At 45.2% G+C, this 21,723-nt stretch carries 21 protein-coding genes, 1 other RNA gene and 1 other annotated feature; of the genes, 2 read left to right on the plus strand and 20 right to left on the minus strand.

Annotated features, from left to right (window positions below; translation table 11 throughout):
• Positions 1 to 129: 129 nt before the first annotated feature.
• From mltG to cymR, 14 genes are all read right to left on the minus strand, one after another.
• Positions 130 to 1,212: an endolytic transglycosylase MltG gene (gene mltG, locus M0696_RS13670; protein ID WP_166850232.1), complete on the minus strand. Its 1,083-nt coding sequence runs from the start codon at positions 1,210 to 1,212 to the stop codon at positions 130 to 132.
• A 140-nt stretch (positions 1,213 to 1,352) separates the two neighbouring features.
• Complete coding sequence (locus M0696_RS13675; protein WP_003237470.1) at positions 1,353 to 1,634, minus strand: DUF1292 domain-containing protein; 282 nt, start codon at positions 1,632 to 1,634, stop codon at positions 1,353 to 1,355.
• 17 nt (positions 1,635 to 1,651) lie between these two features.
• Entirely contained in the window at positions 1,652 to 2,068 is a 417-nt protein-coding gene (gene ruvX, locus M0696_RS13680) for a Holliday junction resolvase RuvX (protein ID WP_003225905.1), read from the minus strand.
• 7 nt (positions 2,069 to 2,075) lie between these two features.
• Complete coding sequence (locus M0696_RS13685; RefSeq protein ID WP_003225903.1) at positions 2,076 to 2,342, minus strand: IreB family regulatory phosphoprotein; 267 nt, start codon at positions 2,340 to 2,342, stop codon at positions 2,076 to 2,078.
• An 84-nt stretch (positions 2,343 to 2,426) separates the two neighbouring features.
• Entirely contained in the window at positions 2,427 to 5,063 is a 2,637-nt protein-coding gene (gene alaS, locus M0696_RS13690; protein WP_248602061.1) for an alanine--tRNA ligase, read from the minus strand.
• A 333-nt stretch (positions 5,064 to 5,396) separates the two neighbouring features.
• Positions 5,397 to 6,458 carry an AI-2E family transporter gene (locus M0696_RS13695; protein WP_248602062.1) on the minus strand — a complete coding sequence of 354 codons (1,062 nt, stop codon included), beginning with the start codon at positions 6,456 to 6,458 and terminating at the stop codon, positions 5,397 to 5,399.
• 97 nt (positions 6,459 to 6,555) lie between these two features.
• The gene (locus M0696_RS13700; RefSeq protein WP_019715211.1) at positions 6,556 to 6,687 is read right to left on the minus strand and encodes a YrzQ family protein; all 132 of its coding nucleotides are present in this window, start codon (positions 6,685 to 6,687) and stop codon (positions 6,556 to 6,558) included.
• A 21-nt stretch (positions 6,688 to 6,708) separates the two neighbouring features.
• Positions 6,709 to 6,900 (minus strand): hypothetical protein, encoded by a 192-nt coding sequence (locus tag M0696_RS13705; RefSeq protein ID WP_003225893.1) that lies wholly within the window; start codon positions 6,898 to 6,900, stop codon positions 6,709 to 6,711.
• 11 nt (positions 6,901 to 6,911) lie between these two features.
• On the minus strand, positions 6,912 to 7,436 hold the full coding sequence (locus M0696_RS13710) for a PRC-barrel domain-containing protein (protein ID WP_166850221.1): 525 nt from the start codon (positions 7,434 to 7,436) through the stop codon (positions 6,912 to 6,914).
• Positions 7,437 to 7,492: 56 nt separating this feature from the next.
• On the minus strand, positions 7,493 to 9,889 hold the full coding sequence (recD2, locus tag M0696_RS13715) for an SF1B family DNA helicase RecD2 (protein WP_248602063.1): 2,397 nt from the start codon (positions 9,887 to 9,889) through the stop codon (positions 7,493 to 7,495).
• Between the two features lie 24 nt (positions 9,890 to 9,913).
• Positions 9,914 to 10,534: a tetratricopeptide repeat protein gene (locus tag M0696_RS13720; RefSeq protein WP_217501620.1), complete on the minus strand. Its 621-nt coding sequence runs from the start codon at positions 10,532 to 10,534 to the stop codon at positions 9,914 to 9,916.
• Positions 10,535 to 10,619: 85 nt separating this feature from the next.
• A complete protein-coding gene (gene mnmA / locus M0696_RS13725) occupies positions 10,620 to 11,735 on the minus strand; it encodes a tRNA 2-thiouridine(34) synthase MnmA (protein ID WP_222143251.1) in 1,116 nt (371 codons plus the stop codon).
• A 27-nt stretch (positions 11,736 to 11,762) separates the two neighbouring features.
• Positions 11,763 to 12,905 carry a cysteine desulfurase family protein gene (locus M0696_RS13730; protein WP_222143252.1) on the minus strand — a complete coding sequence of 381 codons (1,143 nt, stop codon included), beginning with the start codon at positions 12,903 to 12,905 and terminating at the stop codon, positions 11,763 to 11,765.
• An 18-nt stretch (positions 12,906 to 12,923) separates the two neighbouring features.
• The gene (gene cymR / locus M0696_RS13735) at positions 12,924 to 13,340 is read right to left on the minus strand and encodes a cysteine metabolism transcriptional regulator CymR (protein ID WP_166854618.1); all 417 of its coding nucleotides are present in this window, start codon (positions 13,338 to 13,340) and stop codon (positions 12,924 to 12,926) included.
• Between the two features lie 202 nt (positions 13,341 to 13,542).
• Here cymR and M0696_RS13740 point away from each other — a divergent pair, with 202 nt between their 5' ends.
• The gene (locus M0696_RS13740) at positions 13,543 to 14,808 is read left to right on the plus strand and encodes a replication-associated recombination protein A (protein ID WP_222143253.1); all 1,266 of its coding nucleotides are present in this window, start codon (positions 13,543 to 13,545) and stop codon (positions 14,806 to 14,808) included.
• 46 nt (positions 14,809 to 14,854) lie between these two features.
• Here M0696_RS13740 and M0696_RS13745 read toward each other — a convergent pair whose 3' ends face one another.
• From M0696_RS13745 to M0696_RS13765, 5 genes are all read right to left on the minus strand, one after another.
• A complete protein-coding gene (locus tag M0696_RS13745) occupies positions 14,855 to 15,619 on the minus strand; it encodes a tRNA threonylcarbamoyladenosine dehydratase (protein ID WP_166850204.1) in 765 nt (254 codons plus the stop codon).
• An 80-nt stretch (positions 15,620 to 15,699) separates the two neighbouring features.
• Positions 15,700 to 15,892: non-coding RNA, 6S RNA (ssrS, locus tag M0696_RS13750), on the minus strand.
• Between the two features lie 60 nt (positions 15,893 to 15,952).
• A complete protein-coding gene (gene aspS / locus M0696_RS13755; protein ID WP_222143254.1) occupies positions 15,953 to 17,731 on the minus strand; it encodes an aspartate--tRNA ligase in 1,779 nt (592 codons plus the stop codon).
• A 13-nt stretch (positions 17,732 to 17,744) separates the two neighbouring features.
• Complete coding sequence (hisS, locus tag M0696_RS13760; RefSeq protein WP_222143255.1) at positions 17,745 to 19,019, minus strand: histidine--tRNA ligase; 1,275 nt, start codon at positions 19,017 to 19,019, stop codon at positions 17,745 to 17,747.
• Positions 19,020 to 19,108: 89 nt separating this feature from the next.
• Positions 19,109 to 19,340: a binding site (T-box leader), on the minus strand.
• Between the two features lie 59 nt (positions 19,341 to 19,399).
• Positions 19,400 to 19,570, minus strand: a complete 171-nt coding sequence (locus M0696_RS13765) for a YrzK family protein (protein WP_166850198.1) — start codon at positions 19,568 to 19,570, stop codon at positions 19,400 to 19,402.
• Positions 19,571 to 19,703: 133 nt separating this feature from the next.
• Between M0696_RS13765 and M0696_RS13770 the strand changes: the two genes are divergently transcribed.
• Positions 19,704 to 21,257 (plus strand): N-acetylmuramoyl-L-alanine amidase family protein, encoded by a 1,554-nt coding sequence (locus M0696_RS13770; protein ID WP_166850195.1) that lies wholly within the window; start codon positions 19,704 to 19,706, stop codon positions 21,255 to 21,257.
• A gap of 24 nt (positions 21,258 to 21,281) precedes the next feature.
• On the opposite strand, the gene dtd is transcribed toward M0696_RS13770, so the two are convergent.
• Entirely contained in the window at positions 21,282 to 21,722 is a 441-nt protein-coding gene (dtd, locus tag M0696_RS13775) for a D-aminoacyl-tRNA deacylase (protein ID WP_166850192.1), read from the minus strand.
• Between the last annotated feature and the right edge of the window lies 1 nt (position 21,723).

The following is a 21,723-nucleotide window of genomic DNA, read 5'->3' on the forward strand; positions in this document are numbered from 1 at the left end:
AAAGGAGTGCCCCAGTCTTTTATACAGGACACTCTCTGAATACATCATGATACATCGGTAAACAACCCGATATATTTTATCATAAAACCTTGCGGAAAGCGAATAAAAGGAGAGCTTTTTGCTCTCCTTTTATTTCTCATTTTTTGAGGAAATGTATTTTTCTTTTGCTTTATTATGCTCTTTTAGCGTTTTTGTAAATACGACTTCACCATTTGATTTGGCCAAGAAGTACAGATAGTCCGTTTGATCCGGATGCAGTGCCGCTTCCCATGACGACATGCCGGCGTTGGCAATCGGCCCTGGGGTCAGTCCTGTGTTTTTATACGTATTGTACGGCGAATCGATTTCCAGATCCTTATAAAATACCCGATCTTTATGCTTGCCTGCCGCGTACAGCACGGTCGGATCCGTTTGGAGCGGCATTTTCTTCTTCAGGCGGTTATAAAAGACGCTCGCAATTTTATGGCGGTCGGCTTTTTCAGTTGCTTCTTCTTCAATTAAAGAAGCCATCGTCAGCAGCTTATGCACAGATAGTTTATTTTTCTTCATTTCTGATTTGTATGTTTCCACATAAGAATTTGTCTGTTTGATCATTGCCGTGATAATGTCTTCAAGTGACGTGTCCGGATCGTTAAAAGGGTATGTAGCCGGGAACAAGTACCCTTCCAGCGGATGCTTAATGTTTTTATTGAAAACATCGTTTGTCACGGTGTCCGGAAATTCTTTCTTCAGCTGATTGATAAATGTTTCATCGTCCAGTTTCGCTATGATTTGTTTTTTAGAGTATTTTGTTTCATCAGCAATAGCGGCCGCGATTTGAGTCAGCTGCGCTCCCTCAGTCACCGTAATTTGAAAGGCGTAGCTTGTAGCCCCGCTTGTCAGCTTATGAATAATCTCATCCAAATCCATTCCTTTATTCAGATGGTAGAATCCCGCCTGAAACCCGGAAGCACCTTTATATTTCACATAATACTGAAATGCTTTCTCGCTTTTTATGACATCGTTTTTCTTTAATATCGATGCGATAGCCGAAACAGACGAGCCGCTTGGAATGTTAATGTTAACTGTCGTATTGCTGTCCTTTTCTACAGGTTCAAGCAATGATTTCCCATATAAAAATGCCCCGCCGATGATGAGAAGCAGCACAATAATGGAAGACAGTATGATTCTTTTTTTATTAAAAAATGATTTTTTTTGCTGATTGATATACATTAGGTCTCCTCCCATCAGCTCTTATACTACATGATTCATTGTATTTCGGCAATTTATTACAAAAAAAGGTGAAAGAGGCCTTCATAAAGCAGAAAAAAAGCCGGAGCAGTATGGCTCCGGCTTTGGTTTGGCGCGGTGTTTTATTCTTCGTCTTCGTCCGCTAAGAATGTGTTTAGTGTTTCTTCAATCATATCCCATTCCTCGTCAGTTTCGATCGGGAATAGCTCACCGTTTTCACCGTCTTCGTTTGGCGTGAAGCTTGAAGCGAGAATTTCTACTTCTTCGTCATCTTTTGTTTCAATTGGGTAGTACAGCACATAAGACTTGTCAAACTCTTCGTTTTCAAATGTAAACAGCACTTCACAAAGCTGTTCATTTCCTTGATCGTCAACAATTGTAATATTTTTTTCGCCGTGTTCCATTTCCTTCACCTCTGGCTTTAATTTAAGCTGTCGAGATATCCTTGTAAAATCATGACAGCCGCCATTTTATCAATGACTTTTTTTCGTTTTTGCCTGCTGACATCAGCGGCAATCAGCATTTTTTCAGCCGCCATTGTGGTAAGACGCTCGTCCCACAGCACAACAGGAACATTGTACGTTGTTTCAAGCACTTTCGCAAATGTTTGGCTGGCTTCACCTCTCGGGCCGACTGTTCCGTTCATGTTCTTAGGAAAGCCGAGCACGATTTTATCTATAGTATACTCCTTTATCAGTTCAGATAAACGGGATAAACCATAATCGCCTTCCGCTTCATTGATCTTTATGGTCTCAATGCCTTGAGCAGTCCAGCCCATTTCATCGCTCAGAGCAACACCGAGTGTTTTGGTTCCTAAATCGAGTCCTAATATTCTCATTCTTTATTTACGCCTCTTTATGCTGTTCTAAATAAGACTTCACCAATTCCTCGATTAATTCGTCTCTTTCAAGTTTGCGAATTAAATTACGAGCGTCACGATGCCTAGGAATATAAGCGGGATCACCTGACAGCAAGTATCCGACAATCTGATTGATTGGATTGTAGCCCTTTTCCTGAAGCGCGTCATACACTGTAATCAGCACCTCATTTACGTTAGTTTCGGCAGAATCATCGGAGAAATTAAATTTCATCGTTTTATCAAACGAGCTCACCGTTTTGCACCTCTTTCCCAAATTCGCAGGCAAAGTTCAGCCTGGGGTCCTAATCTTACCATCATTCTACACTACATGGGCAAATTATAAAACGGATTTCACCCAATCTTCTACAGAAGCCAAAGCTTCTTCTAATTTTTCCGGCTGTTTGCCGCCTGCTTGCGCCATATCCGGACGGCCTCCGCCGCCTCCGCCGCAAACTTCCGCAGCTTGTTTGACCAGCTTGCCGGCATGAAGGCCTTTCTCAATGAGATCCTTTGTTACTCCGGCAGAGATATTGACTTTATCGTTTTGTACCGCACCAAGCACAATCACCGCAGAGCCAAGCTTTGCTTTGAGTTCATCCACCATTGTGCGGAGATGGTTCATGTCTTTTGCATTTACTTTTTCCGCAAGCACACTCACACCATCAACTTCTTTTACTTTCGACAGGATCGCTCCTGCTTCCACATTACCGAGTTTCGCAAGAAGAGATTCATTTTCTCTTTGTGCTTCCTTCAGTTCAGCCTGCAGAGCCACAACCCGTTTCGGCACTTCTTTGATATTTGTTTTCAGCTCGTCAGCAGCCTGCTTTAATACTGAAATCTGGCTGTTCATTTCGACGTAAGCGCCTTGTCCCGTTACAGCTTCAATCCGTCTTGTCCCTGCTCCGATTCCAGATTCAGAAACGATTTTAAACAGTCCGATTTCTGCTGTGTTTCTGACATGGCAGCCGCCGCACAGCTCTAAACTATAGTCTCCGACCTGAACGACCCGTACAATATCGCCGTATTTTTCGCCGAACAGAGCCATCGCGCCCATTTCTTTTGCTTCAGCGATCGGTTTCAAATCAATGCTGACCGGGATGCTCGCCCAGATCTTTTCGTTTACGATTCTTTCGATTTGTTCAAGCTCTTCTTTTGTCACTTGGCCAAAGTGCGAGAAGTCAAAACGAAGTCGGTTTTCAGTCACAAGAGATCCTGCCTGATTGACATGAGTTCCTAAAACGTCTTTTAGTGCCTGGTGCAATAAATGCGTTGCCGTATGGTTTTTAATGACGCTGCTTCTCATATGGTCTTCAACTTCAGCCGTAACATGCAAGCCTTTTTGAACAGTACCGCTCTCCACAACACCTTCATGCACATGCTGGCCGTTCGGCGCTTTTTGCACATCTTTAATTCTTACCACTGCCTGTTCGCTGCGGAGATAGCCTTTATCGCCGATTTGGCCGCCGCTTTCTGCATAGAATGGTGTTTCGTCAAGAATAATTTGTACGCTTTCTCCTTCATGAGCCTCATTCATTAATTGGCCGTCCTGAAGGAGCACAATGATATTGGCATCAGCTTTTGTTTGAGAGTAGCCGACAAATGTGCTTTCATCGGTAACATCCCGTAATGCACCGCCCTGCACCTGCATGCTGCCGACATCCTGGCGGGCGTTTCTTGCCCGTTCACGCTGCTGATTCATTTCTTCTTCAAAGCCTTTATGGTCAACCTTCATGTTCTCGTCTTCTGCGTATTCTTCAGTCAGCTCAACCGGGAATCCATACGTATCGTACAGTTTAAACACGTCGGCACCTGATATAACGCTGCTGCCTTTGTCTTTTTCTTTTTTGATCATTTCTGACAGGATGGCAAGCCCTTCATTAAGTGTTTCGTGGAAGCGCTCTTCCTCGGTTTTAATGACTTTTGCGATGAAATCCGCTTTCTCTTTCACCTCTGGATAGAAATCAGCCATGATCTCAGCGACAACCGGCACTAAATCGTACATGAACGGACGGTGGATGTTGATCGTTTTGGCATAACGCACAGCCCGGCGCAATAAGCGTCTTAATACATAGCCGCGGCCTTCATTTGACGGAAGCGCTCCGTCACTGACAGCAAAGGCAACCGTTCTGATGTGGTCGGCAATCACTTTAAACGCAGTGTCTTTCACATTGTCTTCGCCATACGTTTCACCAGAAATAGATTCTGTAGCTTTGATGATCGGAACAAACAAATCGGTATCAAAGTTTGTCGGGACATTCTGGATGACAGATACCATTCTTTCAAGCCCCATGCCCGTATCAATGTTTTTCTTCGGAAGCGGTGTGTACGTGCCGTCAGGGTTATGATTGAACTCAGAGAACACAAGGTTCCATACTTCCAGGTAACGGTCGTTTTCTCCGCCTGGGTAAAGCTCCGGATCTTCTGGATCATTACCGTATGCTTCACCGCGGTCGTAGAAGATCTCAGTATTCGGACCACTCGGGCCTTCACCGATGTCCCAGAAGTTCCCTTCCAGACGGATAATTCTTTCTTCAGGAATACCAATTTTTTTCGCCCAGAACTCATACGCTTCTTCATCTTCAGGATGAACCGTAACAGAAAGAAGCTCTTGGTCGAAGCCGATCCACTTGTCGCTCGTTAAAAACTCCCAAGCCCATGTAATGGCTTCTTCTTTGAAATAATCGCCGATGGAAAAGTTACCGAGCATTTCAAAGAATGTGTGATGGCGCGCAGTTTTACCTACATTTTCAATATCGTTTGTTCTGATCGCTTTTTGAGCGTTTACGATTCTTGGATTTTCCGGAACGACACGTCCGTCAAAATATTTTTTCAACGTCGCCACACCGCTGTTGATCCAAAGCAATGAAGGATCCTCATGAGGCACTAATGACGCGCTTGGTTCTACAGCATGTCCTTTTTCTTTAAAGAAATCCAAAAACATTTGACGCACTTCCGCAGAAGTTAACTGTTTCATTGTATTTCCTCCTCTATAAAAATCGAAATTCTCTTTAGTGACAGCAAAAAAGCCCTCCCCCTATGCAAACCACGCGTTTACACAGGGACGAGAGCTGTCTCGCGGTACCACCCTGATTACGGGCTTCATCATTCGCCCGTCACCTTTTACCCTGTAACGCAGGATGTGCGGCAGAGATTAACTGCACTCAGGATTAGCTTCCTCCGATCTTCTGATAAAGCTCCTTTCAGCTTACGGAGCTTCTCTCTTTAACAGGGCTTCGGCGTACTCAGATCCGTCACTCGAGATTCGTATGTATTCTACGAGAAATTATAGACAAGCTGCACGCCAATGTCAATGCTCCGTCCTCATCCGCAAAAAATGGATCATCATCACTTTTAAAACAGCCGTCGCAGGAACCGCCAGAATCATTCCGACGATTCCCGCAAGCTCTCCTCCGGCAAGCAGCGCAAGCATGATGACGACAGGATGCATTTTAAGGCTTCTGCCGACAATGAAGGGGCTGAGGATATTCCCTTCCATAAACTGCAGAATAAACACTGTAATCACCACAACAAGAATCGCTTTCACTGAGATTGTCATCGCAATTAAAAGCGCAGGAATCGCTCCGATAAACGGACCAAAATAAGGTATGACATTCGTTATCCCAGAAATAAGACCTAAGATCAACGGATACGGAAGCCCGAATATCCAGAACGTAATGCCCGCCATCACGCCGAGAATCAAACAGACCAGAAGCTGGCCGCGAATGTAATTGCCAAGGGAGTCATCCACATCCCGCAAGAAGGCGCTGCCCCGCTTTCTCCACGACTTCGGAGTCAAGTACCATACCGTCTTTTTCATCAATTCAATGTCCTTTACCATATAAAACACGAGAAAAGGAATTGTGGCTGCAATTAAGAAATAGTCCAGCACGTTGCGGATCCCGCTAATTGCACCTTCGATCGTTCCCGCGAAAAATGCCTCCGTTTGGCGGATCATTTTATCTATACGATGGTGCATGCCGTCAGGCCAGTCATCCGTATGGTTATGGACATGAAGAAGGAGCCCGTTATACGTTTCGGCAAACATAGGTATATTTTCTGATAAATCCGTCAGCTGCACAATTAAAACAGGCACCCCTTTATACAGCGCCCAGCCAATTCCTCCAAAAAAAAGAACATAAATCACCAAGATGCTCAAGGTCCTCGGCCATCCTTTGCCGTGCAGCCATTCCGAGACCGGAAGCAATAAATAAGAAATAAAAATGGAAATGATCAAGGGAATAAAGATTGTTTTTATAACGAGCCAAAAGGGCGACCATAACATATCAAGCATAAAAAAGACGTAAACTGTTAACAGGACCAGCAAACAAATTGCCACCCACAACAAAAGCTGCACCGGTTTTTGAAGCATCTGCTTTCACCTCTTCTATATCTTTTGAGGAACGGTGCGAATTATTCTTCTCCTTATAACAAAAAGGATACTCTTCAGAGAGTATCCTTTTTTGGGATTAAAACATTTTCGTTATTCTTTTTCTCATCCGCTTCATGCTTCGATTATTCAGCATGTCGGATTGAGTCGCCATTCGGTACACGAGAGCCCCGGCTCCCAATGCCAAAAGAGAAGTCATCGTCCGATTCATCCTGCGCATCTCCCTTCATGATCAAAAATTGATGCTGCGTTCATCCTCAGAAAACAAATCATCCAAGCTGCTTAACGTTCCGTCTTCTTCCACCTGATGAGTTGCAATCTTCCCTTTCGCCACTGTCAGTTCAATAAAACAGCCCCAGCAATAATATTGGTTCACGCCAATTTTCCCGATATCCTTACTTTTGCAGTTCGGGCATATAAGCATATCTCACACCTCTATCCGTTCAGAACGATCTCATCTTTCCGCACCTCGACAAGCGAATCCGCTTTTTGGATCTGGCGCTTGCTTCCCGCCAGGTCTGAAAAGAAACCGTCCGAGAGTTCATATGCTACGATTATGCCCCTGTCCAAACAAAAGTATACATCTTCCAGCATCCCCAATATATCCCCCTCTTGCGATTTCACAAGCTTCATTTTCATCTGCTCGTATGTGAAGCATGACTTCGGAAGAGGCAGAAGCTGGCCTGAACTGACCGAGGCCAATATGCGGTCATCAAGAATGCAAGAGATATCACACGCCCGTAAAAGCGCATGATGATGATGCAAAAAGCGTTTTTGTGCAAGAATAAACCCGAGACAATCTCCTTTCAGAGAAAAACAAATATCAGAAATTGTCCCGAGATAACAAGAAGTACGTTCTGAGTATACTGGGAATCCTTCTACTTCATGGCATGTTCTCAAAGTGTGATCAACCACCTTTTGTTGAACAGGCTTAGGTTTTGCTTTGCGCCTTTGACTCATACGATGAAATCACTTCCACCGCAAATGAAAAAACTCCCGCTAACACGGGAGCCTATTTACAGCTGTTCTTCTTTCATAAAATCGAATGGTGTAATGCCTTCCATGCCAATATTGGCATCGTATACGCTGAACGGGAGCTCTTTTTGCAAAGCTTCAAGCTCGGCATCCATTTCCTCAACCTGTAATGACAGCCTGTTTTTCAAGGAAGTTTGTCGAACAGTTGCGTCATTATTTTTTACGCCCCACTCCAGCGCCTCCTCTTCCCCGCATAAAATGAGAAATTTCTTTGCTCTTGTAATAGCTGTATAAAGAAGGTTTCTTCTGAGCATTCTATAGTAGCCTTTCACAACAGGCAAAACCACAATCGGAAATTCACTTCCCTGCGATTTATGAATAGAGCAGCAATACGCGTGGGTAAACTGGTTAAAATCTTTTTTCGTAAATGTCATTTCATTGCCGTCAAAATTAACAACGGCCATGTCTTCTTTTTCTGTATTTTCCTTCGCATAAAATATCGACGTGATTTCGCCAATATCTCCGTTGAACACATTGTTTTCCGGCTGATTGACAAGCTGCAAAATTTTATCTCCCGTTCTGAAGACAACATCTCCGAACTTCAATTCTCTCCGTTTTTCTTTAGGAGGATTCAAGATGTCCTGCAGCATCACGTTCAGTTCATTGATGCCTGCTTTCCCTCTGTACATCGGGGCGAGAACCTGTATGTCCTTTGCCGTATAGCCTTTTTTCAATGCATTGGCGACAACCTTTTCGACTACTTCTTTTATTTGCGAGCCACCGCAGCGAATAAAGGAACGGTCCTTCGTCGGGGCAGTCAAATTGTTCGGCAGCAATCCATTTTTCATCTGGTGGGCAAGCTCAACGATTGATGACCCCTCAGCCTGGCGGTAGATGTCTGTCAGTCTCACAGTCGGAATTACCTTAGATGCCAAAAGGTCTCTCAGCACTTGGCCCGGACCGACAGAAGGCAGTTGATCTTCATCTCCGACAATGATGATTTGAATATGATCAGGGATCGCCTTGAACAAGTGGTTCGCCAGCCATATATCAAGCATGCTGGCTTCATCGATAATTAACAGCTTTCCTTCGATCGGCTGATCCTCTGTATGGGTAAAGCCTTCAGCGCCGTTCCAGCCAAGCAGCCTGTGTATCGTGACTGCCGGAAGACCCGTTGATTCACTCATCCGTTTCGCCGCTCTTCCTGTCGGTGCGGCCAATACAACCGGAAAAGCTTCATCCTTTTTATAAGCTGACGGGTCTAGTGACACGCCGTGAAGCTCTCCGTATAGTTCGACAATTCCTCTGATTACCGTCGTTTTCCCTGTTCCCGGGCCTCCAGTTAAAAGAAGCATTGGTGAGGAAAGGGCTTTTTGAATCGCTTCCTTCTGGCTCGGGGCATACTGAACATTCATCCGTTCTTCCAGTTCTCCTAAAGCGAGCAGAAATTCTGATTCAGGAAACTGGTCATCATATTCGGTTTGGCTTGCGATATGTTTCACACGCTTTGCAACGTTTTGTTCTGCGTAAAACAGCGATGGAAAATAACAGCGGCCGTCTTCTATGACAATGTCTTTATTTTCTCCAAGGGCAATAATCGCGTTAGCGGCATCCATTTCTGTGATGCGCTGTCCTTCCCTTGCTGACTGGTTCAACAGTGATTGGGTGTCGATAATCAGCTGCTCCGTTTCTATGTACGTATGCCCTTCTGACAGACAAGTCGTTTCAAGCGTGTACAAAATGGCGGCTTTTACCCGCTCAGGATGATTACCCGAAAGTCCCATTCTGCTGCCAAGCTCATCCGCTTTCCCAAACCCGATCCCTTCTACATCTTTCACAAGCTGATAAGGGTTTTCCTGAATCTTTTCAAGCGTCTCGGATTCATAGGCCTGATAGATTTTCATAGACAGCTGAGGGCCAAAGCCGAACTGATTCAGGGAAATCATGATTTGCTCAAGTCCCTGATGCCGCTGCAAAGCGCCGGCTAGCGTATCAGCTTTCTTTTTTGACAGTCTCGGTACATCATAAAGCACTGAGGCGTCAGCCAAAATTTTATTAATCGCGCTGTCGCCCAGCTTTTTCACAATTTCTTCAGCTGTTTTTTTGCCGATACCCTCGAACAAATCACTCGATAAATATTGAATGATACCTTCCTTAGTCGTCGGGATCTCCTTTTTGAAATGCTCCGCCTGAAATTGGAGCCCGAATTTTGGATGGGTTACGATCTTTCCGTAAAACGTGTAGGTCTCTTCTTCTTGAAGCGCAGGGAAGTAGCCCGTCACGGATACGGCTTTATCTTCAATCGCTTCGGAGGTCTCTGTAACTTTCACTTTCAGAACCGTATATAAATTGGTCTCATTATGATAGATGACTGTGTTGACTGTCCCCTTTAAATAGGGCTCTTCCTCCAGTTTAAGCTGATCCGGATGCTGCTGCACGAGCTGTCCCTCCTCCTGTGCCTGTTATGATGGGTCGATTAGTTTTTTAGCATGAAGCGCAAGCATATGATCTGGCTGGATATCGATCGCCTTGTCCAGCATTTCCAGCGCTTTTTCTCGATTTTCTTTATAAGCATAAGCAACACCGGCATTGTAAAATGCATCAGCGTGGCCCGGTTCTTGCTCTGTTACAGCTGCAAACTGGCTGAGCGCTTCGTCCAGCATGCCCTCGTTCGCTAAGCACATCCCAAATTGAAAGCGCGCTTCCGTATCATTTTCATTCAGCTCGACCGCTCTTTGTAAATAAGGCAGTGCAAGCTTTGGCTGTTCGAGTTTGACAAGAACCGTTCCTAGCATGTAAAACAGGTCGCCGTTTTCCATCCCGGCTCGAAGCGCTTTTTCAAACATGTCTTTTGCTTCTTTGTACATTTCTTTTACAACATAGACATTTCCTGCCCCATAATAAGCAGTGGCTGCGCTATTGTCTAATTCAAGCGCTTTATCATAAAAAGCAAGCGCCCGTTCCAGCTCGTTTACGGATGAGAGCAGGTTAGCAAAATTGATATACGGAATCGCGTCTTCTTTATTTTCTTCAATCGCTTTTGTAAATGCCTCTGCCGCTTTCTCGTAATCGCCTTCCTGCATCGCCTCTATACCGAGTTGATTATAATCCACCGATCATCTTCCTTTCATTAAAAAACCCCAACTCAGTGTTGAGGTTTTTCATCTTTTATACGTACCACAATTTTGTTCCGTCTTTGTACACATCATCAATTGTTCCGCCGCCAAGGCATTCTTCACCGTCATAGAAGACAACGGCTTGTCCAGGCGTTACAGCGCGGACTTGTTCATCAAAGATGACTTCCGCTTCTCGTTCACCCGTCATGCGCACCGTTACTTTATGGTCTTCTTGGCGGTAACGGAATTTAGCCGTGCAGGCAATCTCTTCGCCCTTCATGATATCCGAACGAACCCAGCTGATATTGGTTGCTGTGATTTTGTCGGAATAAAGAAGCGGGTTATGGAACCCTTGATCCACGTAGAGAATGTTCTTTTCAAGATCTTTACCAACCGCAAACCACGGCTCGCCGCTTCCGCCGATGCCAAGGCCGTGACGCTGTCCGATCGTGTAGTACATCAACCCGTCGTGGCGTCCTTTTACTTCGCCGTCCATCGTCATCATATCGCCCGGCTGTGCAGGAAGATATTGGCTGAGAAATGTTTTGAAGTTGCGTTCACCGATAAAACAGATGCCTGTACTGTCTTTTTTCGTCGCTGTTGCAAGATCTGCTTCTTTGGCAATTTCACGCACACGGCTTTTTTGAAGCTCGCCGATCGGGAACATGACTTTGCTTAGCGTATCTTCTGTCAGTTGATTCAAGAAGTACGTTTGATCCTTGTTTTCATCAATGCCGCGCAGCATTCTGACTTTGCCGCCGCTTCTGTCTACCCTTGCATAGTGGCCAGTCGCTAGATAGTCTGCGCCAAGTGACAGGGCGTGCTCTAAAAATGCCTTAAATTTAATTTCTTTGTTGCACAGCACATCCGGGTTTGGTGTTCTGCCTGCTTTATATTCATCAAGGAAGTATTGAAATACCTTCTCGTAATATTGCTTTTCAAAATTAACGGCATAGTACGGAATTCCGATTTGGTTGCAGACGCGGATCACATCTTCATAATCCTCTGTCGCCGTGCAAAAACCGTTTTCGTCCGTATCATCCCAGTTTTTCATAAAGATTCCGATTACATCATAGCCCTGTTCTTTTAACAGCAGGGCCGCCACAGATGAGTCTACTCCGCCGGACATGCCGACGACGACTCTTGTATCTTCCGGCCGTTTTTCCATTTCATTCACTCCAATAACTAAGCTGCCTTATTGTGTGAGCCGTTTTACAACGTCAGCCACATGTTTGGCAGCAGTTTTCACTTGCTCAGCCGTATTGCCAAGGCCGAAGCTGATCCGAATCGAGGACGTCAGCCGGTCACTCTCTTCTCCGAACATGGCAGTCAGAACATGTGACGGCAGGACTGAACCAGCCGTGCATGCTGACCCGCTTGAGACAGCGACTCCCGCCATGTCAAGATTCACCAGCAGCGCTTCCACTGATACACCGGGGAAATAAAGATTCAGAACATGCGGCAGACTATGCGCATTGTCCCCGTTAATCTGGAATGCCACACCGGCATTTTCAAGCGTATCGACAAAGATTGTTTTAAACGAATGATACTTCTCGTTTTTTTCGTCCCGTTCTTCATTTGACAGCTTGATCGCTTCTTTCAGCCCGACAATGCCGGGAACATTTTCTGTTCCGGCACGGCGTTTTCTTTCTTGCTCTCCTCCGAATAAGAGCGGGGAAAGCTTGACATCTTTACTTGCATATAAAAAGCCTGTCCCTTTTGGCCCGTTGAGCTTGTGCCCAGAAACAGACAGAAGGTCAATATGGCTGTTTTTCACATTGATTGGCAGCAACCCGAATGCCTGAACAGCATCGGTATGAAAATAAGCCTGATGTTCTTTGAGCAACTCACCGATTTCACCGATCGGCTGCACAGTTCCGACTTCATTATTTCCATACATCACTGTCACAAGGATTGTATCATCACGCAGTGCTTCTTTCACCTGTTTTGCACTGACTCTTCCATTTTGATCAACGTCCAAATACGTTACTTCAAATCCGTCTTCCTCAAGTTTTTCACATGTATGAAGCACAGCGTGATGCTCAATTTTTGTCGTGATGATATGTCTGCCCAGATCTTTTCTTGCAAGCGCGGTTCCCATGATAGCCAAGTTATCGGCTTCCGTTCCCCCGCTTGTAAAAATGATCTCCTGTTCTGCCGCTCCGATTTCTTCTGCAATCTGCGCTCTTGCTTCATCCACCCATTTTCGAGATTCTCTTCCAAATGAATGAATACTGGATGGATTACCGAAATTTCCGGAGAAATGCGGTATCATTTTTTCCAGCACCCGGTCATCCATCGGAGACGTTGCGGCATGATCTAAATAAATCCGTTCCATTATGTTTACACCTCTGATCTAAATATAGAACATATAAGCTTCTTGCTCTCCGTCTGTATAGCTGGCAAGATCCTCTAATGTGGTACTGTCTAAAACCTCTTTCACAGCATCCCGTATGCGAATCCAGAGCTCACGCTTGGCAGGCTCCTCGTCTTCCAGCACTTCAACAGGACTAATCGGCCCCTCAAGTACACGGATAATATCTCCCGCCGTAATCGCAACCGGCTCGCTGCCTAATACATATCCGCCGTATGCACCTCTGATGCTTTTTACTAAACCGGCATTTCTGAGCGGCGATACTAGCTGCTCCAAATAATGCTCGGACAAATTATTCGTCTGTGCGATGCTTTTTAATGAAGTCGGGCCTTCACCATGCTTTTTTGCAAGCTCAATCATAATCGTGAGACCGTATCTTCCCTTAGTTGATATTTTCAACATGAACACCTCTGTTATTTCATGATTTTCCACATTTATAATGGTAATTTCTATATGATTCGTCCGTTTATTATCTAATAGACCAACTGTTATTATAACATACCTTCAGCTAATTTTCATTGAGGCAGGCGGAAACGGGCCTTCCCCCCTTTTCTAATGTCCGCTTTTCCGTTACCCTGTAATTAAGTAAGGAGAGATGATGATGAAGCCATTGGCATATCGGATGCGTCCGACTAAAATAGAGGATATTATCGGCCAGCAGCATCTGGTGGCTGAAGATAAAATTATTGGCAGAATGGTTCAGGCAAAACATTTGTCATCCATGATTTTGTACGGGCCGCCCGGAATTGGAAAAACATCAATCGCAACAGCAATCGCCGGTTCAACAAGTATTGCTTTTCGAAAGCTGAACGCTGTCATTAACAATAAAAAAGATATGGAGATCGTAGCCCAGGAAGCTAAAATGTCAGGCCAAGTGATTTTAATTCTGGATGAAGTTCACAGGCTGGATAAAGGGAAGCAAGATTTTCTCTTGCCCTATTTAGAAAACGGGATGATCATTTTGATCGGAGCAACCACGGCAAACCCGTATCATGCCATTAATCCGGCGATCAGAAGCCGGACACAGATCTTTGAGCTTGAGCCGTTAACACCGGAACTGATTAAACAGGCTTTGGAACGGGCGCTTCGTGATGAGCATCGGGGCCTTGGCACATATTCTGTATCGATCGATGATCAGGCGATGGAGCATTTTGCCCACGGATGCGGAGGAGATGTCCGCTCCGCTTTAAATGCGCTTGAACTGGCCGTCTTGTCAACGAAGGAGTCAGCCGACGGCGTAATTCACATTACATTAGAAACTGCGGAAGAATGTTTGCAGAAAAAGAGCTTTTCTCACGATAAAGATGGTGATGCGCATTATGATGTATTGTCCGCTTTTCAAAAATCGATCCGCGGCTCTGATGCCAACGCCGCTCTTCACTATTTGGCAAGATTAATTGAAGCCGGTGACCTGGAAAGCATCGCAAGACGACTGCTTGTCATCGCCTATGAAGATATCGGCTTAGCAAGCCCGCAAGCCGGTCCAAGAGTGCTGCACGCTGTTCAGACCGCTGAGCGAGTCGGATTTCCCGAAGCGCGAATCCCGCTGGCCAACGCAGTCATTGAACTTTGTCTCTCGCCGAAATCAAACTCAGCCATTCTGGCAATCGATGAGGCGCTTGCAGATATCAGAGCCGGAAAAATCGGGGATGTTCCAAAGCATTTAAAAGACGCGCATTACAAAGGAGCTCAGGAATTAGGGAGAGGAATCGACTATAAATACCCGCACAATTACGACAACGGATGGGTTGAACAGCAATATCTTCCTGATCCTTTAAAGAACAAGCAATATTACAAGCCGAAACAGACAGGAAAATTCGAATCTGCGTTAAAGCAGGTGTACGACAAATTAATGAAAAGAAAATGAAAATAAAACAAAAACAGCCTTGATTATCAAGGCTGTTTTTTATGCGTTATTTATCTTTCACGCGTTTGATTTCAATGTCTTTCAAAAGATCCATGACAACATGCCCGCCCATAATCAAACCGGCAACTGACGGTACAAAAGCATTAGAGGATGGCGGCATTTTTGCTTTACGGATTTTCGCTTCGTCATTTCCCACTTCTTTTCTGACATCTTCCCGAATGACAATCGGGCTTTCGTCAGAAAAAATCACTTGAACGCCCTTTTTGATGCCTTCTTTGCGTAATCTCGTACGGACGACCTTCGCAATTGGATCAGTGTGCGTTTTTGAAATATCAGCAATTTGGAAACGTGTCGGATCCGTTTTATTCGCGGCACCCATGCTGGAGATGAGCGGAATATCCCGCTTCAAACATTCTTTCATTAAATGGATTTTATAATGAATGGTGTCTGACGCATCAATGACATAGTCAAGATTATATTCAAAAAATTGCTCATACGTTTCTTCCGTATAGAACATTTTTAACGCGATCACTTCACACTCCGGGTTAATGTCTGCGATTCGCGCTTTCATTAAATCAACTTTCGGCTGTCCGACTGTTGAAAGAAGCGCGTGAAGCTGACGGTTTACGTTTGTAATGTCCACATCATCTTTGTCTACAAGCAGAATGCGCCCGACGCCTGACCGCGCAAGAGCTTCCGCTGCGAACGATCCGACTCCGCCGACCCCAAGCACAGCAACCGTGCTGTGCTTCAGCGTTTCAAGGCCTTCTTTTCCGATAGCTAATTCATTGCGTGAAAACTGGTGTAACAAGAACCTCACTCCACATTCGTATTCTGGTTTCATCTATAAAATGGCTGTTCAAAAGCAGCCGTCTTTTCTGCGCACAAAAATAAAGTCCCAATAGTGCCGTTGTAGCTTTCCTTTGTTTTGAACCCGCTCTCAGCAGGTGGGTGCCCTCTTTTAAATCTAGTAAGTCCTCTTTACCGAATGAAAAGAGGCATGTACGCCATTTAAAAATGCGGGCTCCCAAATCAAAAAAATGTTCGGTCAAAACTAGGTGTACAACTAACACATCAGGACTTTATTTAACTTGTCAAAATCATATCACAGACGATTTTGATTTTCAAGAATCGAACTGCTTATTCAGCTCTTAACTTTTTTCTTAATAGCAAGGTGAAGCTCGTCAAGCTGAGCGTCGCTCACTTCCCCTGGCGCATCTGTCATCAGGCAGCTTGCACTTGCCGTTTTCGGGAATGCAATTGTATCTCTTAGGTTCGTACGACCTGCCAGAAGCATGACAAGACGGTCCAAGCCAAGCGCGATTCCGCCGTGCGGAGGAGCGCCGTAATCAAATGCTTCCAGTAAGAATCCGAACTGCTCAGCCGCTTCTTCTTGTGAGAAGCCGAGGAGCGCAAACATTTTTTCCTGAATATCCTTTTCGAAAATACGGATTGAACCGCCGCCAAGCTCATAGCCATTTAAGACGAGGTCATAGGCTTGTGCTTTCATGTCTTCAGGCGCTGTTTCAATCAATTCAAGGTCTTCACGGACAGGCATTGTGAACGGATGGTGTGCTGCGTAAAAACGCCCTTCCTCCGGATCATGCTCTAAAAGCGGCCAGTCGATGACCCATAAGAAATTGAACAGGTTTTCGTCAATCAGTCCGCGCTCTTTCCCAAGCTTTAAGCGCAGGGCGCCTAGTGATGCGGCTACAACCTCGAATTTATCCGCTCCGAACAGCAGCAAATCACCTTCAGCAGCATCAAGTGCTTCAATCAGCTTAGACTGCTTTTCTTCATCAAAGAATTTGGCGATCGGGCCTTTGACTCCGTCTGCCTCAACTTTTACCCAGGCAAGTCCTTTTGCCCCATAGTTAGCAGCAAAAGCGCCAAGAGCGTCGATGTCTTTTCTGGAGTAATCGCCGGCTCCGCCTTTTACATTGATGGCTTTTACTACGCCGCCGTTTTCCACTGCTGATGAGAATACTTTAAATTCGGTATCCTTCACAATGTCAGACACATCTGTCAAAAGCATGTCAAAACGCGTATCAGGTTTATCAGAACCGTATTTGTTCATTGCCTCGTCATACGTCATTCGAGGAAGAGGAAGCTTGAGTTCCACGCCTTTTGTTTCGCGCATAATCTTTGCCATCATGTCCTCAGCCAATGACATAATGTCTTCTTGGCTCATAAAGGACATTTCAATATCGATTTGCGTAAACTCAGGCTGGCGGTCTGCACGCAAATCTTCATCGCGGAAACAGCGGGCAATTTGATAATAGCGTTCAATGCCGGATACCATCAGAAGCTGTTTAAATAGCTGTGGAGACTGAGGCAGCGCATAGAACTCACCTTCGTGCACACGACTCGGCACTAAGTAGTCACGTGCGCCCTCAGGTGTGCTTTTTGTTAAAATCGGCGTTTCAATATCAAGAAACCCGTTTTCATCTAAAAAGCTGCGGGCAGCTTTCGTCACGTTATGGCGCATCTGCATCGTTTGAAACATAGCCGGTCTGCGCAAATCTAAGTAACGGTGTTTTAAACGGACGTCCTCTGATACGTCCTCTGCTTGGTCAGAAATCGCAAACGGAGGTGTCTTTGCAGCACTTAATACGGTCACTCCATCAGCGTGAATTTCGATTGCGCCTGTTTTCAGATTCGCATTGACTGTGCCTTCTTCACGTGCTACCACTTTCCCTTTAACATCAAGAACGTATTCGTTTCTAATGCCTTCCGCAATAGCAAGCGCTTCTTTTGACACATCAGGGTTAAACACGACTTGAACAATTCCTGTACGGTCACGCAAGTCAATAAATATCAATCCGCCAAGGTCCCGTCTTTTTTGGACCCAGCCTTTCAGCGTTACAGATTCGCCAATTGCTTTTTCAGTTATATCACCGCAATAATATGTTCTTCCAAACAATGCATTCCACTCCTTATCCCTTTTGGTTTGCCTTCATCACATGTATAAATTCATCAAGTGCCACTTCAATCTGTTCGCCCGTCTGTGCATCCTTTACATTGATTTTATTTTGGGCAAGCTCATCTTCACCCAATATCGCAATAAATCTGGCATTCAGGCGGTCAGCGGTTTTAAACTGGCCTTTCATTTTCTTATTTTCATAATCGATTTCGCTGGAAATGCCTGCTTCTCTCAGTTTGTACACCAATGAAACAGAATAATCCTTCGCTTTTTCACCGAGTGTGACAATATAGCAGTCGATTCCCTGATCAACAGGCAGCTCTCTTTTTTCAGCATCAATTGCGGCAAGCAGGCGTTCAATGCTCATCGCAAAACCGATGCCCGGCGCTTCAGGGCCGCCGATTTGTTCGACAAGTCCGTCGTAGCGTCCGCCGCCGGCAAGTGTCGTAATTGCGCCAAAGCCCTCCGCATTGCTCATGATTTCAAATGCGGTATGGTTGTAATAATCCAGCCCTCTCACAAGGTTAGGGTCAATTTCATACGAAATGCCCAGATCGTTTAAGTATTGTTTCACTTTTTCAAAATAAGCGGCCGATTCTTCATTTAAATAAGTCAGAATCGAAGGTGCCGATTTCATCAGCTCATGATCTCGGTCTTTTTTGCAGTCCAAGATTCTGAGCGGGTTTGTGTGCAGCCGTGACTGGCAGTCTGAACAAAACTCTTCGATGCGAGGCTCAAAATGTTTTACGAGTGCTTCTCTGTAGCTTTTGCGGCTTTCTTGGTCGCCGAGACTGTTTATCACAAGCTTAACGTTTTGCAATCCTGCTTTTTGATAAATACTCATCGCAAGCGCCATTACCTCGGCATCGATTGCAGGATCTTTCGAGCCTATCGCTTCAATTCCAAACTGATAAAACTGGCGGTAGCGGCCCGTCTGCGGACGTTCATAACGGAACATTGGCCCAACATAATAAAGTTTTGTCGGCTGGACAGGATTTGCGAATAGCTTGTTTTCATTAAAAGCGCGAACCGCCGCTGCTGTTCCTTCTGGACGAAGTGTCAGGCTTCTGCCTTTTCGGTCCTGAAAGGTATACATTTCTTTTTGAACGATATCCGTGGATTCTCCGACGCCTCTGGCAAACAGTTCTGTATGCTCAAAAATCGGTGTTCGAATTTCTTTATATTGATAAGTGCGGCAAGTGTCTCTCATAACTTGTTCAACAAACTGCCAGCGATCTGATTCTCCAGGCAGAATATCCTGTGTTCCTCTTGGAATGCTATATCCCATATGTAGACCTCCTTATGTATCCCTTATAAATATACAATGATCGTTAATGATGAAAATGAAAAAAACTCTCGTCCCTACTATACATGTATAGTAGGGACGAGAGTTATACCCGTGGTGCCACCCTAGTTGGAATATGTTCATATTCCCGCTCGATCCTTTAACGCAGGTTCACGTTCACTGCCTAATGACGGGATTAGCGCGTTCAGCAGGAAACCTCCGGAGTGTTGTTTCGAGAAAGACGCAATGGGATCCGCTTTCAGCCTGGGGCGGTTCCTCTCTAGCCATGCAATCTGACCTACTCTTCTCCATTATTGGTTCAAATCTTTCATCATTTGCTATGTACTCAATTTCTATTATAATAATGGGATTGGGGTTCTCTGTCAAGCTTTATTCCGGTTGTTTTTCCTCATCGCTGCTTCTTTAGACATAAGACCAAATTCAGATGCTGTTTCAGTAAGATAACCGGTCGTATCAGGATCTTCGTGATCGCTGTAATGCAGATTTGCTTCACCGTCGTGAAATGCACGTCCCATTTTTGGATGATATTTCATGATTTGCACACCTTTTTGATTGTATTTACGCCTAGTATAAACAAATCATTTTATTTTTATTTAAAAATCAGAAAGGACTTTACGATAATAAGCAAGAATGCTTTTTTTAATGATCATCAGAAAGGAGGACACAATGAGCAAGAAATACTTTGTTCTTATTGTATCTATTATTTTCGCCGGGGCGCTTTTCCCGCCACTTTCCTCCGTTACAGCCGCTCAAGGAGAGGCTGTCATCGCAACAGACGAAATGAACGTCAGAAGCGGCCCTGGGCTTAGCTACGGCATTACAGCGGAAGCAAAAAAAGGAGAGCGCTATCCGATTTTAAAGGAAGATGGAGACTGGGTGCAGATACAGCTTGGTTCCGGAGAAAAAGGATGGGTGGTCTCCTGGCTTATTACAAAGGAAGGCCAGGCCAGCACAAGCTCTTCGGAAAGCAGTGATACTGTGACATCAACAGACCCCGATCTGCGGATGAGAACTGGACCAGGCACTTCATACGAAGTCATCGGCAAATTCCCGCAAGGCAGCCAAGCGTCCGTCATTGATAAAGGTTCGGGCTGGGTCAAGATATCCTATCAAAATGCTACCGGATGGGTGTCATCTGAATATGTGACATCAGGCCACAGCAGTTCAGCGTCTTCGGAGAGTTCTCAAACCGAATCTTCCGGTGCTTCAACGGGCACGGTCGGTGTATCTTCACTAAATGTAAGAGCCTCCGCCTCACATGACGCAGCGATTATAACGAGACTTGATCGCGGAACGAAGCTGACGATTCTCAACGAGAAAAACGGCTGGGCTCACATCGAGGTGAAAGGGCTGAAAGGCTGGGTTGCAAGCCATTACCTTTTGACTAGTTCTGATCCAGCGGAAAGTTCGGCAAATGCCGGCAGTTCATCCTCCGCTAAAAAAGCCTATATTGTATACGGAGGAACGAATGTAAGAAGTGATGCATCAACATCAGCTTCGATCGTTGAACGCGCTGCCAAAGGAGATTCGTTCACCATTACAGGTTCAAAGGGCAGCTGGTATGAGATTAAGCTTGATAACGGACAGACTGGTTATGTAGCCAATTGGGTGGTCCAAACGTCTAAAAGCGCAGAAGAAGCAGGTGAACCCCCTGTCTCTGATTCCCCGTCCGGAAACGGTTCTCTGAACAATAAAACGATTATTGTTGACCCGGGACACGGAGGAAAAGACAGCGGAACGATCGGCTATTCGGGTAAATTCGAGAAAAACCTGACGATCAAAACAGCAAAACTGCTCGCCAGCAAACTCAGATCAGCTGGAGCAGATGTGTATGTGACACGCCAGGATGATACCTTTGTCAGCTTACAGTCACGTGTCTCCACATCTCACTACCGCAACGCTGACGCATTTATCAGCATTCACTATGACAGCTATGCGGATACTTCCACGAGAGGCAGCACTGCTTACTACTACAGTCCTGCCAAAGATGAGGAACTGGCATCGGATGTACACTCTGAAGTGGTGAAACGTTCTTCCATTCCGGACCGCGGCGTATTATTCGGAGATTATTATGTGCTACGTGAAAACAGACAGCCCGCGATGCTGTATGAGCTGGGATATGTAAGCCATCCGCAGGAAGAAGCCATTGTACATAGCAATTCATACCAAGAAAAAGTTACAGACGGGATCGAAAGCGGATTAGAGAAATATTTCCAATAAAAAAGCTGCCTTTTGGCAGCTTTTTTATTTTGAATCCATTATGAGCGTGACCGGTCCGGAGTTTGTAAGCTGGACATCCATCATCGCTCCAAACGTTCCGGTCTCCACTTTGATTCCTTTTTCACGAAGCAGGTCGTTCCATTTTTCATATAGACCTAAAGCTTTATCAGGTTTAGCGGCGTTCATGTAGTTCGGACGGCGCCCTTTTCTCGTATCTCCGTAAAGCGTAAACTGTGAGACAGACAAAATCTCTCCTCCTATATCTAAAAGAGACAGATTCATTTTTCCTTCACTGTCGTCGAAAATACGAAGATGAACAACTTTATCGGCTAAATAAGCTGCATCCTCTTCTGTATCATCGTGAGTAATGCCGACCAGCACCATGATGCCTTGTCCAATTTGGCCGACGACCTCTTCATCCACTGTAACGCTTGCTTCTGTTACTCGCTGAACAACTAATCTCATT

The organism is Bacillus rugosus, assembly GCF_023238245.1.
GTDB classification, from domain to species: Bacteria; Bacillota; Bacilli; order Bacillales; family Bacillaceae; genus Bacillus; species Bacillus rugosus.